Below are 14,501 nucleotides of genomic sequence, written 5' to 3' on the forward strand. Positions count from 1 at the left end.
AAATGGTGGTAGTTAACTACTTTTAGATTTCTGTTTTAAAATTTTAATCTGAACAGAAACTTATATAGATAAAACCCTAAAGTCTAAAACAGCCATTGTCTGATAATGAAATCACCACAAACAATGGCTGCTTAGTCTTACAATAAATACAGTGGGTACGCCTCAGTTAATACTTATTTAGGCAACAATACTCTATCGATTACATGAACGACACCATTGTTAGCAGCAATATCAGTCTTCACAATGTTGGTTGTACGACCATTTTCATCCATCAGTTTGCCTTCTTTAGTTACCATCAACGTATCTTTGCTAGCGGTCATTACGTTACCAGGCTTTACGTCTTTGGCATACATCGCCATATCACCAGCGACTACGTGATAACCCAATACTTTGGTCAATAATGGCTTATTGGCAAATAACTGTGCTTTGGTCATACCGGTTTCTTGCAATGCTTGCATAAAGGCAGCATTGGTTGGTGCAAATACCGTATAGTGAGCGTTAGGGTCAGACAACATATCGACTAGACCTGCTGCTTGTACCGCTTCTACCAATACTGAGAAATCAGGATTGCTTTGCGCAATTTGTACAACATTCATCTTAGCCGTACTCTGACTGTGCATTGGTGCTTTCATATCACCCGTCTTTGCTGGCATCATATTATTACAAGCACTTAGACCTGCAATTGAGATAGCCAATGTACCGATGGTGGCAATTTTAGTAAGTTTCATAACATTTTCCTTAATGATTTGAATTTCTTTGACGTTGGTATTGTTTCAACTATGCTATTACTGTCTTACAGATCATCCTGCCTGCTAATGCCATTTGCTCAGCGTATTGCACTGCTAATACCGATACTTCTGATACAAGTTACTGCTAATAAATGAGCCTGTATTTATAAGTAGGACTTACTAAGACCTTGTATTTCTGAAATTAAATTAACATGTAAGCAATCTTTATCAACCTGACTTTGCGCAATTTTTTGTGGTATGGGTGTAAATTCTGTCTGACTTCTGGGCGTTCCCGTTGGCTTTCATTTGCAAAAGAAAAGCTTTATGTAACCCCTTAGCGAAATGATATTCATTTGTGCGTATCTGCTTTATGAAATAGACTCTGATGTCTTACTTTGTTACTTAGCTCTCCTCTTATTTATCTATTGCCAAAGAGGAATATGCAGTATCCCTATGTAGCAAACTTTTCATGCTAAAATAATGCAAATTTGCGGTCCTCTTCGTGAGACTCTGCACGCTACTGGTTTGTTATTCCTTCTTTTTTTAATAATTACGATATAAGCAGCACACCTATGATTCCAACGACGACCTCACCAACCGATTCTCATACCGATACCGCCTCTAGTTCCTCATCCGCTAATGACTTTATATTAACGCCACCTGCTGTGTTTCCGTTTAAGGAGCAGCAGCTAACCGCACGTGCACGTATCACTGAACAGATGGCATCACGCATTTTGATGTTAGACGGTGCGATGGGTACGCAGATTCAGACTTATAAACTAGAAGAAGCGGATTATCGTGGTGAGCGTTTTGCTGATATCGACCAAGATGTACGCGGCAACAACGATCTGCTGGTACTGACTCAGCCGCACATGATTAAAGACATTCATCACGATCATCTGCTAGCGGGCGCTGATATCATCGAGACCAATACCTTTAACGGTACGCGTCTGTCGATGGCTGACTATAACATGCAGTATCTAGTGCCAGAACTGAACAGGACGGCGGCCAAGATTGCTCGAGAAGCGGCGGATGAATTTACCGCAAAAACGCCTGAGAAACCGCGCTTCGTTGCAGGCGTCGTGGGTCCGACTTCGCGTACGTGCTCGATATCACCTGATGTCAACGACCCTGCGTTTCGTAATATTACCTTTGATGAGTTGGTACTCAACTACCGTGAAGCGACCTTGTGTCTGATAGAAGGCGGCGTCGATATCATTTTGATTGAGACGATCTTTGATACGCTAAATGCCAAAGCCGCGATATTTGCGATCACTGGTGTGTTCGATGATATTGGCTTTGAGCTACCAATCATGATTTCGGGTACGATTACCGACGCGTCAGGTCGTACGCTATCGGGTCAAACGGCCGAGGCGTTTTATAACTCTATCCGCCATGCCAAGCCTCTATCTGTTGGTTTTAACTGTGCACTAGGTGCTGATGCGCTGCGTCCACATATTCAGACATTGTCAAACATCGCTGATACCTTTGTCTCTGCGCATCCAAACGCTGGTCTGCCCAATGAGTTTGGTGAGTATGACGAAACCGCTGAAGAAACCGCTGCCCTACTCGAAGGTTTTGCCAAAGCAGGTATCCTAAATATCGTGGGCGGCTGCTGTGGGACGACGCCTGAGCATATCCGTCAAATCGCTAAAGTCGTGGCGAACTATCCACCGCGTGTCATTCCTGAGATAGCGCCTGCCTGCCGACTATCAGGTCTAGAGCCATTTACCATCAACTCTGATAGCTTGTTTGTCAATGTCGGTGAGCGTACCAACGTCACAGGCTCTAAAAAATTCTTACGCTTGATTAAAACCGAAGCCTATACCGAAGCACTCGATGTCGCTCGCGATCAGGTCGAAGGCGGCGCGCAAATCGTCGATATCAATATGGACGAAGGCATGCTTGATTCCAAGCAGGCGATGATTCATTTCGTCAATTTGGTTTCAGGTGAGCCAGATATCAGCCGTGTACCACTGATGATTGACTCGTCTAAATGGGACATTATCGAAGAAGGCCTAAAGCGTACGCAGGGTAAATCGGTCGTCAACTCTATCTCGTTAAAAGAAGGTCATGCTGAGTTCGTTGAGCGTGCCAAATTATGTATGCGTTATGGTGCCGCGATTATCGTTATGGCATTTGATGAAGATGGACAGGCTGACACTTATGAGCGCAAGATTGAAATATCTAAACGCAGCTATGATGTACTGGTTAACGAAGTGGGTTTCCCATCAGAAGACATTATCTTTGACCCAAATATCTTTGCCGTTGCAACAGGTATCACCGAGCATAATAACTACGGTGCTGACTTTATCAATGCCACACGTTGGATTACGGAAAACCTGCCAAATGCGATGGTCTCGGGCGGCGTATCCAACGTCTCGTTTAGTTTCCGTGGTAACCCAATCCGTGAAGCGATCAACTCCGTATTCTTATACCATGCGATCAAAAACGGCCTGACCATGGGTATCGTCAACCCAGCCATGCTTGAGCTGTACGATGATATTCCAAAGGAAGCCCGTGACGCTATCGAAGACGTCATGCTCAACCGCAATCAAGGTGAGACTGGTCAAGATGCGACTGAGCGTCTGATGACCGTCGCTGAAAACTACCAAGATGGCGGCAAGAAAAAAGACAGTACTGTCGATATGAGCTGGCGCGAAGGTACGGTAGAAGAACGCATTGCCCACGCACTGGTCAAAGGCGTGACCACCTTTATCGAAGCGGATACCAAAGAAGCATGGGAGAAGTACCCTAAACCGCTAGAAGTCATCGAAGGGCCACTCATGGACGGTATGAATATCGTCGGTGACCTATTCGGTGCCGGTAAAATGTTCCTACCGCAAGTCGTAAAATCTGCCCGCGTGATGAAGCAATCCGTCGCATGGCTAAACCCATATATCGAAGCGGAAAAAGTCGAAGGCGAAGTCAAAGGTAAAATCCTAATGGCAACTGTCAAAGGCGACGTGCATGATATCGGCAAAAACATCGTCGGCGTGGTGCTTGGTTGTAACGGCTATGACATTGTCGATCTGGGCGTTATGGTGCCATGTGAAAAAATCCTCGATACTGCCATCGCAGAAAAAGTCGATATCATCGGTCTATCTGGTCTGATTACCCCAAGTCTCGATGAGATGGTCTATGTCGCCAAGCAAATGCAAGAGCGCGGCATGACACTACCATTGATGATCGGCGGTGCGACGACCTCGAAAGCGCATACTGCCGTCAAGGTCGAGCCACAATATCAGAATGATGGCGTCATCTATGTATCCGACGCTTCGCGCTCAGTCGGAGTGGTCACTAAACTGCTATCGAAAGAGCACCGTCAAGCGCTCATCGATGAGACCCGTGAAGAGTATGTCAAAGTGCGTGAGCGTCTGGCTAAGCGTCAACCAAAAGCTGCCAAAGTCACCTATGCTGAATCGGTCAAGATTGGCTTTCAGTATGATTGGGAAACCTATGTACCACCAGTGCCAAATAAACTAGGACAAGTGATATTGGATGACTATCCAATCGCGAATCTGCTACCTTATATTGACTGGACACCATTCTTCATCTCTTGGGGCCTGACCGGTAAATACCCGAAAATATTGCAAGATGATGTGGTCGGTGAAGCAGCGCGCGATCTGTTTGAAAATGCCGAAGAGTTACTACAAAAGATGATTGATGAGAAATCGATCGTAGCCAAAGGGGTGTTTAAACTCATGCCTGCTCGCCGCACTGGCGCAGACACCGTGACTGTATATGATAATGACCCACAAAATGGTGGCAGCCCAGCGTATCAGTTTGAGCATTTACGTCAGCAAAGCGACAAGGCAAGTGGTAAGCCAAACTTTAGCTTGGCAGACTTTATCTCGCCATCAGAGACGCATACCGATCACTTAGGCGGCTTTACCGTCTCAATCGTCGGTACAGAAGCGCTGGCTGAGCAATACAAAGCAGCAGGCGATGACTATAATGCCATCATGGTACAGGCACTGTCTGACCGCTTAGCCGAAGCCTTCGCCGAGCATTTACATGAGCTCATTCGTAAAGAGTACTGGGGCTATCAGCCGACCGAGTCACTCACCAATGATGAGATGATTAAAGAAAAATACGTCGGCATCCGCCCTGCACCTGGCTACCCAGCTTGCCCTGAGCATACCGAAAAAGGTAAATTGTTTGACTGGCTCGGTACGGTAGATGCAATTGGTACAACGTTGACTGAAAGCTATGCGATGTGGCCTGCGTCATCGGTCAGCGGATTCTATTACTCGCATCCTGATAGTGAGTATTTCAACGTCGGTAAGATTAGCCGGGACCAGTTAGAGAGTTATGCTGAGCGTAAAGGCTGGGATATGAAAACGGCTGAGAAGTGGTTAAATCCGAATTTGTAGTCGATTGGCTAATCAAGTGATAGAAATCTGATAGTTATTTTTTGGCTTACTCATTTAATATGGGTAAGCCATTTTTTATGGCAGTCTATTTTGCCCACCATCAGCAAACTTATCGCTACGTTCATAGCAAAATACTTTCATCATTTGCTAACAATAACCATGCTAGATTATTGTCTATTCTATTATTATTGTCTTTGTGAGATAGGCTATGAATCAGATTGCATTACTTTCTAGTTGGATTGGCAAAACCTTTGCAATCTGGGCATTGGTCAGTGCTATTTTGGGATTTATTTTTCCTGAATTTTTTACCTCGTTATCTTTCTTGATCGTTCCCATACTTGGCATCATTATGTTTGGGATGGGTATGACGCTCAAAACAGAAGATTTCCTAGAGATTATCAAACGCCCCAAACCTGTATTGGTAGGCCTATTAGCGCAGTTTACGCTAATGCCTCTTATCGCTTACCTATTAACGGTCATTTTCAACCTCGATCCTTTAATAGCTGTCGGTGTTATCTTGGTTGGTTGCTGCCCTGGCGGTACGTCTAGTAATGTGATTACGTTTTTGGCCAAAGGTGATGTGGCTTTAAGCGTGGCGATCACCTCTATCTCTACCCTGCTTGCGCCTTTTCTGACCCCTATTCTGCTCAGTGTTTTTGCGGGGCAGCTGATTGATATCGATTTGGCTAGTATGATGATAACCATTACGAAAATCGTCATCTTGCCCATATTACTAGGTGTTATCTTTCATAAATTTTTGGGTGAAAAGATCGAGTTCGTCACCGAGGTATTACCGATGGTGTCGGTACTGGGTATTTCCATCATTATAGCGGCAGTGGTTGCCGTGTCTAAAGCGACCATCTTAGATAGCGGTGCTATCGTATTTATCGTGGTTGCCTTACATAATATGACGGGTTATACCTTGGGCTATGTAATCGCTCGCTTGTCTGGCTTTACGGAGAGACAACGCCGCGCGATTATGGTGGAAGTGGGCATGCAAAACTCTGGTCTAGGTGCTGCCCTTGCGGCGACTTATTTTAATCCTGTCGCTGCCTTACCTAGTGCTATATTTAGTGTGTGGCATAACTTTAGTGGTGCGCTGGTTGCGAATATTTTTGCTAAGAGAGATGGTAATTAACCAGCGGTAAATTCAGTCGTGATCAATTAGAAATTTATACTGAGTGTGAAAATTAGAATATAAAAACTGCTAAAAAATGGTTGAAACCCAATTTGTAGTAACTAACTTTCTTACGTTTAAATCGATTTCAAAAAATATATGTAGCTATGACGTTTAAATATACCGTCTCCTTTATCTTTTTCATTCAGTAGAAATGCAGTCAATAAAGGAGACGGCGTTTAATTATATATCTGCCAATTTTTTAAATAAATACTTTTATTGCTCACTATCTTCCAGCGACAGTATCTCGAAAAAGCTCTTCGAACCTTTAATACTTTGACCTTTTCGCTAATAAATTTACTTTTTACAGCTTCTTCTCGCTTTTACACTCTTTTTATTTCATAACCAACCTCTCCATTTTACTCATTTAGAAAATACTTTTTGGATTGGATTAACTGAAAAATGTTTGTTATATTCATAAATACTGATTTATATATTCTTTAATTAACATAATAAGGAGATGCAAGGCACTGACTTTCAGCTGAGTGAGATTTTATATTTTTAAATCAAGGAGAGATAAAAATGAAATCATTTAAACTAGCATTATTAGCCATGACAACAGCACTGATTTTACAGGGATGTGGTAGTGACTCTGATTCTGATGAATCACCGACGTCGCAACCTGATCAACCAGATGTTACACAACCTGATCAGCCCAATATTGATACTGAAATCGTCGGCATGTGGAGTAGCGACGATACCGCTAGTGGAGAGTTATCAACTATTATATTCATGGATGATGGGACTTATATACAGACCCAAGTCGATAGTATCCAATCAACCAGTGAAGCTGGAAATGGTATGGAATTAGGCAGTTATAGCGTCAGTAGTACAGAAGGCAAACTAACCGCTACGCCTATCTTTGATAAAAACGGTACCTCTGGATTATCAGATTCTGTCATGCGTTATGCTCAGGTATCTAACGGTAAATTTATCCTGAAAGTAGATGAAAACGGAAATGGCATCATTGATAGTAACGAAAGCTATCGTTTCTCAGAAACTAAGTCTGAAAGTATTTTAGGACCTTGGGATTTCGATGATGCTGATGACAACGAGCTACTGGGCTTAGCATTCTTAGAAAACGGTACTTATATCTACGTGCAAGTTGACGAGGATAGGTCAGTCGATAATTCCGAAAATGGTATGGAATGGGGTAACTACACTGTTGATGCTGTTACTGGTCAATTAACTACTACTATAATTTATGATGGCAATGCGGGGACTGGATTATCAGAACCACGCACGCGTTACGCTCGAGTAACAGGCAATACTGCCCTTACTATTGAAGTGGACGATAACCAAGACGATGTCATAGACTATGAAGAGATGTTTAAATTCTCAAGACCCTAATCCAACAGTGTAATAGCCACTGATAGCCAATAAAAACGTTAGAGTTATTCTCTATTTTCTAGTGAGAATGACTTTAGTCTTTTTAGGCAAAAGTATTTATAAGTAAACGACCTATATCTCATCTTCTGTAAATTAGACGACGGTGTCGAATGGAAGAAGTACTTATGAAAGAACATTACTAATAATAAGCCATCAACTTAATAAAGCTTCAGCCAATCTATGATCGGCTGAAGCTTTATATTTTGGTCTATTCATCTTTTGCTTTCCCTCGCCGACACTTCTCAGAACAATAAATCACCTGCTCCCAGTCTTTCTCCCACTTTTTACGCCATGTAAATGGGCGCTGGCAGACGGGGCAGATTTTTTGCGGTAGGTTTACTTTTTTATGTGCCATCGTCTACTCCCTTATATCTATATAACCCTATTTCATTACTAACGACTACTTGTCTTCTTTTTGATGATCCAGCCCTTCATATTTTTTTACCCGTCGGCATTGGTCGGAGCAATAGACCATGCTCTCCCAGTTTTTATCAAGCTTCTTAGTCCAACTAAACTCGCGCTCGCAGACAGGGCAGAGTTTTTTGCGAACGTTCTTCTTTTTGTGCGCCATAATTTTCTCATTGGTTTGTTTACTACATTAGTCACTGGGCACTGGGCACTGGGCACTGGGCACTGGGCACTGGGCACTGGGCACTGGGCACTGGGCACTGGGCACTGGGCACTATAGTCTACTAATCATAGTCGTCAAATATTTTATTTAGGCGATTGAGACTATTAACGATTAACTTACCAGATTGATCGGCGCTGGTATCAATCGCCAACTTCTCATCCATCCGCATCGTCAATGGCTCTAACGCTTGCTTGAGGGCAGTTGCCATCAGTGCCGTTTGCTGATGAATATCAGGGATATCGCTATCGGCTGTTTGATTATCATTATTGCTAACCAAGCTATCCGCCATTTTTTGCGCCAGTTGTTCAACAGCGTTGACCAGCTGCACCATGAGCTGTTTTTGTGCATATTGGTTTTGCTTGAGATACTCGCCTTCTGACTTATGATCGTGCTTATATATTTGTAGCAATTGACTCACACTTTTCTCAAAGCCATTATCGATACTATCGCTGACGACTTTGGCATTGTTAATGACACTATCGGCAAGTATTTTTTGTGCTTCTAATTGGGCGTTTAGCTGGGCATCGAGTTGCGCTTGTTGACCTGCTTCTCGTAAGCGAGCGATTTGTTCAGGATCATTTTTCGTTAAGTATGTCTCAAACTGGCTACTGATGGCATTGAAACCACTGGCCAAGTCGACCAACTGGGCGACGATACGTGCGCCCGTATCGCCATCTTCACCGCCCATGGCTTTGTTACGTAGGAAGTCGGCTTTGATTTGCGCCCAACGCTCTTTTTCTGATTCGGTTAAGACACCACGCATCTCACCAAGCTTGAGCAAGTTACTCTCTGCGCCTTGGGTCAATAGCTGCGACTCGCCCAGATAGTGATCGTCTATCAGCTGATTCAGCTCTTCTTCATTCATGACCGCTGATAGCTTTTCGGTCATCTTATTCATATTACGATAACTGCCTTGCAGCTTAAATATCGGCTCAACACGATACTTATCATCTTGCGAGGCGGAGGCAATATAGGCTTGGTTGACGTCCAGAATGACTTCTTGCACCCTAAACATATGGCGCAAAATAGCGACAATCTCGTTAACTTCTGAAGTGCTATACGGATACGTCAAATCGCTGCTTTGTGCTTGAGCAAGATTCGCATTGTCCGTTTTTGCCATTTTAATCAAACGATGCACATCGCTTAAGTCACGGTTGGCCATTGGTGCGAGGACGGTATTAGAGGTCAGCGAGTTTTCAATATAACTGAGTGCAAACACCTCTTCCATGCCGCTCATGATATCGCCTAAGTTATAGATATCGGCACGGTTGGCGAGCATGTCCGGCACTTTGAAAGCCTCGCCGCTTTCGGTATACGGGTTACCTGCCATGACCACGCAGAACTTTTTGCCACGCATGTCATAGGTCTTGGTTTTGCCTTGCCAGACACCATCGATACGGCGTGTACCGTCACCCAACGAGATAAACTTTTGCAAAAATTCCGCATGGGTATGCTGAATATCATCGAGATAGAGCATGACGTTATTGCCCATCTCAAAGGCTAAATTGATTTTATTCAGCTCTTCCCTTGCCGTGGCATTGGGCGCTTTTTCGGGATCTAATGAGGTGACATCATGACCGAGTGACGGACAGTTAATCTTCATAAAGATCAGGCCGAGGCGATTTGCCACATACTCCATCAAGGTGGTCTTACCATACCCTGGTGGCGATATCATCATGAGGATACCCATCAAATCGGTCCGCTTATCCTCGCCGACCGTACCCATTTGCTTGGCAAGGTTATCGCCGATAAGTGGTAAGTAGCTCTCGTTAATCAGGCGGTTACGCACAAATGAGGACAAGGGACGAGGCATAAATTCGTCCAGTCGCAAGGTTTCTTTTGACTCATGTAATATCTCTGAGCGCATCGCCAGATAGCGTTTATAAGCAGGAATCACTTGGGTGTCATGGTGATGCAAACGATTTAGAAAGTCGTCAACGGCAAAGGTTAGGCTCTGCTGATGAATACGTGTATGCTCACCCAATAAACCATTAACTTGTATTTCAAGCGACACCTTACCTGTATGACGCGCAAAGCTTTGCACTTGATTGAGCGGGTTATTGATACTGGTCAGTGACGTTGATGATGACGCTGGAGGTGAAGAGAAAGACAAAGTAGAAGCGGCATTAGCTGTGCCTTTATGCGCGCCGCCTTTATCGAAACTTGCGCCCGAGTCAATGAGTCGCTGTACCAAGGCTTCACGCTGCGCATCGTTCAGTTGAGTGAGTAGTACAGCAATTGCTTCTGGCACATAATGACGACCGCTTTCTAGCTGCTGCTGACGTAGCGCGTCTTTTTCTTGACGTTCAGCCAGCTGCGCTTCACTGAGCGCCTCGCCTGCCTCATTCAGGCCATCATCTGCTACGTTAGCCGACTCACTATTACTGTAAGTCTTATCAAGCAGTGCATGAAACCATGTGGCTAGTAGCTCGTAGGCTGATTTGGGTTGGAAACCCAGCTTACCAATTGAGGACTGTAGCTGCGCAAAACTGGCCGTATTTTGCGTACTGACGGGCGAGCTACTCAGCGTTTGGCTTAGCTGCTCACACAGCTGCTCGGCCTGCCTACTGGTTTGCCAGTTCATTGTGTTATATGCGGCGGCATTTGGTTCTGCTGACTGACCACCCATGACGCTGACTAAATATTCGCAAGCCAGCTGCACATAGCTAGGTTTAAAGATATTGGTATTATGAATATCGCTGGTCGTTGAGTCTGACTCTGACGCCAATGCGGCGTCTGATGGCTGCTTAGCATTATGACTACTACCCATACGTTCGTCACGATAGGCTGTGACAAAACGATGCATCACTTGGCTCATATCCTCGACCAGTAAGGATTTGGCAGTGTCGCTACCAAGGGCACGGCGCAGTTGCTCGGCGTTCGCCGCTCTATCCGTCCAGTTGCTCGCGCGAGTCAGCACAGATTCGTTCAGCCAATTGTCGTAGCCAAATTGACGTAGGCTGTCTAAACCCAGCGCTTGTACGATATTTAACTGCCAATAGAATAATTGCGCCAGTGCGCGGACTTGCGGGGTATAAATCAGTAGCCCGGCCTCACGCAACGTTGGCAGTATCTGCATCAATAGTAGCGTGGCATCATGGTCATGAATGCCTTTGTCAAACCCAAGCTGATAGCGCGGGGTTGCGTACGCTTTGACCAATTTTGCTAGCGGACTGTCATTATCGATATCACCATTGACGTCCAAAGTAATGACGGTTTCGTCGTATGCTTGGTAGAGACGCGTTTCGGTCAGACCGTCTTGACTATTTTTGGCGCTCTCGATGATGCTATAGGCCAAGTACTCGGCGCGGTATACCTTGTCGGACTCGGAGGCAATATTCATCTCCCAATACGGGCGCAAGGCATTTAGCTCAGTATTATTGAGCGCTTCGTAATAGTCGGTACCCGTTAGATGCAAATTGAGCACACGCTTGCCATCTGACTGCTGGCGACTGAGTAAGGTTAAGTCTAATGGCTGAGTATTAACCGAAAAACGATGCTTGCCCAGTTTGATGATTTGGCCACCATCTTCAAACAAGTCCGACTTGTCTTTTAGACTCTTATAGCTTTCGATTTGAATGGCTTTTAGGCGCGCATCAATGTCATCGGCTTTGACGCTAAAGCCCATCGCCTGTAGCTCTTTTGCGATGTTGCGGACTTTTTGCACCAGACCATCAGAGGCAAAGTACGTATTGAGCGCTTCTTCTTCGGTAAAGCCCGTGACACCAGTACTTTGCGTGCGCTTCTTGATACTCTCAAGCATTCGCAGCGCGCCATCGCCTAGATTTTGTGCTTTGCGATTGCGGACATCGAGCAGTTGCTGCTTATGATTTTCAAAGGTTTCGTAAATCTCTTCGCGTTTACTGATGATATCGGCTAAAAACTGATCGCCGCTATTGGTCTCAGGATCCGCGAACTGGCTTTCTAATTCCTCTAATTGCACCAGTAGCTTTGCCATTTGCTCATCTGATTTCTCAGGCGTATTAGCAATGGATAAGGCATTGGCAATCGATTGACCAAACAGCTTAAACTGCGCGCCAAATTGCGCGAGCGCTTCAGCCGATCCTAAGTTTTTGCGTTTGTGATTGAGCTTGGCTTTGCTCTGATTAAGGCTGGCATAAATAGTCGAGATGTCATCGATGATTTGGGTGCGTACCGTGGCGTCAGCAACATCCAACGTACCGAGCAGCTCGGTCAATAAATCTAACCCTTGCGCCGTATCGTCAATTTTATCCAGCACTGGCTTTAATTCAGCATTGGTCTCCGCCGTGTTTAAGCGCTCACTGACATCGACCAATATCCCTTCGTAGCTTGATAGCGATTTATCACCGCTTAAAAACAGTACGGTTTTTTCGGCAAGATCGCTTTCTGCTTCTTCTAGCTGCGCTTGTAACGCTTCTAATTTATCGCTGTCTAAATAACGCAAATCCTCTAGGCTAACCAAACGACCTTTTTGTCGTCTTAATGCCGACAGCTGATCGACATAGTCACTGGCAGACTCAAACGTCGTGACCCGTATCAGCCGCAAAATCTCATTTTGCTGAGATTCGGCATCGGCAAGCGCGTTTTGGGTTTGCTTTTGGATACTTTGTACTTTGGCAAACTCATCAATGACCAGCTCAGCGGTCGCCGTCACTTCTTTAATACTACTGGCGACGTCGCTCAGCTCAGGCTCAGACAGCCAGTAGTAGCTATCAAAGAGGCGACTGGTATTGTCCGACAGCTCTTCATAGAGTTTTTGCGACACGCTTTGGTTGTCGATTAGGCGGGTAATGCTATAAAGATCTGAGATACCGCGCACTAGCTCTTTGTTGCCGATTTTGCCATAGAAGCTCGTGCTTTCAGGCAATTCGCTCACATACTCAGGCGAGGCGTAAGGGGTGTGCCATATCTGCATCGGATGAATGCGCGACGGCTCGCTTTGGTCGCTAAACAGCACCAAGCGACCATTGTCTGCCAAGGCCATACCATTACAATAAATAGGATTTGCCAATTGCTTTTTAATCAAATTATAAGGAAACAGACCCGTGATACCCAAGTCTCTGTCATAAAATAAAAATAGAACATCTTCGCCATTTGGCGATATGATTTTGCGTTTGAACTTTAAGTCTTTGGCGTCCACATTATTGGCATCAAACAGTTTATATTCGCCCGTTTGCAGATAGTAGCCACCCGGAAATATGATGCCGTGGTCTTCTGGTAGCTGCACACACGATTGTCCAATCGCATCCAAACGTAATACCCCTTCGGTTAAAGTGTTATAGACAAAATAGCGATAACTATCCTCGCGATACGGTAATATCTTAAGCAGAATTAAACTGCCAACTTTGGCATAAGCAATCTCGGCATCGGTCAACGACTGAGTACGATCTTCGACAGGCTCGCTATAAATGCCCTGCCCTGACTCGGTATTGTTTTCGATTTTGATGGTCAAGTCACCGCCAACCGTTTCCACAAATATGGTGTCCAAGATATTCATGTGCGGATATTTGCCATTGATCATCTGCTCACGCGTGGTCTCTATCCACTCAAAATCATAAGCAGGCGGTAGTTCAATGTCACGCTCGCCTCGATTGTCCACATAAGCAACTTGTGCAGACTCTGGCGTACCTTGGCTAAAATCTAACGCAAAGCGAAACACTCGAATATCAGTGATGCGCTCACCAATCTGAAATGCCAACAGCAATTTGCTGTCTTTCACCGTTATTTGAATCAGGCGCGTTTGCTTGTAGTATCGATATAGCTCATTGAAGTCTTGGACAAAGGCATCTTGAGCCAAAAACGTCCCTTTTAGGTCAACCTCTTCGAGCTGATACTCTTCTTCATTACCAACTGGCTCGTTCAGACGATATAGCGACAATACGTCTTTAATATTACTCGCGCGTTTGAGCCCCATAAAAACGTTGTAGCCAAACAGTAGATAATCGCCGACCTGCACCATATCCTGCGCCACACAGTTATGTTCGGTACGGATACGGGTACGGGCGATGACTTGCATTTGGGTGCTGCCAAACTCTTCGAGACGCGCATTATTTAGCGTCTGCGTCTGCTGCTCTAAACGGCTACCTTGTTCCGTCAGACGTTTTTTGATGAGCTCATAAGCATTGCCTGAAGCAACTGCCTGATCGGTTTGGTTGGCTTGATTAGCGTTATCGTTGCTGTCTGAATTTGTTGAGTTTTGCGTGTCCGCCATCGTTACT

The 14,501-nt window shown here is 44.9% G+C and carries 8 protein-coding genes; 4 read left to right on the forward strand and 4 right to left on the reverse strand.

What is annotated here, in order from left to right:
* Window positions 1–173: 173 nt before the first annotated feature.
* Window positions 174–728 (reverse strand): fasciclin domain-containing protein, encoded by a 555-nt coding sequence (locus tag JMX63_RS08645; RefSeq protein WP_201572052.1) that lies wholly within the window; start codon window positions 726–728, stop codon window positions 174–176.
* A gap of 572 nt (window positions 729–1,300) precedes the next feature.
* Here JMX63_RS08645 and metH point away from each other — a divergent pair.
* From metH to JMX63_RS08660, 3 genes are all read left to right on the forward strand, one after another.
* A complete protein-coding gene (gene metH / locus JMX63_RS08650) occupies window positions 1,301–5,104 on the forward strand; it encodes a methionine synthase (protein ID WP_201572053.1) in 3,804 nt (1,267 codons plus the stop codon).
* A 208-nt stretch (window positions 5,105–5,312) separates the two neighbouring features.
* On the forward strand, window positions 5,313–6,242 hold the full coding sequence (locus JMX63_RS08655) for a bile acid:sodium symporter family protein (RefSeq protein WP_201572054.1): 930 nt from the start codon (window positions 5,313–5,315) through the stop codon (window positions 6,240–6,242).
* A gap of 561 nt (window positions 6,243–6,803) precedes the next feature.
* Window positions 6,804–7,631: an LptM family lipoprotein gene (locus JMX63_RS08660; protein ID WP_134292749.1), complete on the forward strand. Its 828-nt coding sequence runs from the start codon at window positions 6,804–6,806 to the stop codon at window positions 7,629–7,631.
* 247 nt (window positions 7,632–7,878) lie between these two features.
* On the opposite strand, the gene JMX63_RS08665 is transcribed toward JMX63_RS08660, so the two are convergent.
* Both JMX63_RS08665 and JMX63_RS08670 read right to left on the reverse strand, forming a co-directional pair.
* Window positions 7,879–8,025, reverse strand: coding sequence for a DUF2256 domain-containing protein (locus tag JMX63_RS08665; RefSeq protein WP_134292748.1), 147 nt, complete (start codon window positions 8,023–8,025; stop codon window positions 7,879–7,881).
* 45 nt (window positions 8,026–8,070) lie between these two features.
* On the reverse strand, window positions 8,071–8,241 hold the full coding sequence (locus tag JMX63_RS08670; protein ID WP_010196547.1) for a DUF2256 domain-containing protein: 171 nt from the start codon (window positions 8,239–8,241) through the stop codon (window positions 8,071–8,073).
* Here JMX63_RS08670 and JMX63_RS14625 point away from each other — a divergent pair.
* Window positions 8,233–8,358 (forward strand): hypothetical protein, encoded by a 126-nt coding sequence (locus tag JMX63_RS14625; RefSeq protein WP_265089097.1) that lies wholly within the window; start codon window positions 8,233–8,235, stop codon window positions 8,356–8,358. The genes JMX63_RS08670 and JMX63_RS14625 overlap by 9 nt on opposite strands.
* A gap of 4 nt (window positions 8,359–8,362) precedes the next feature.
* Here JMX63_RS14625 and JMX63_RS08675 read toward each other — a convergent pair whose 3' ends face one another.
* Entirely contained in the window at window positions 8,363–14,494 is a 6,132-nt protein-coding gene (locus JMX63_RS08675) for a DNA repair ATPase (RefSeq protein WP_201572056.1), read from the reverse strand.
* Window positions 14,495–14,501: the final 7 nt, after the last annotated feature.

Origin of the sequence: Psychrobacter nivimaris (assembly GCF_904846365.1) — a bacterium.
Lineage (GTDB): Bacteria > Pseudomonadota > Gammaproteobacteria > Pseudomonadales > Moraxellaceae > Psychrobacter > Psychrobacter nivimaris_B.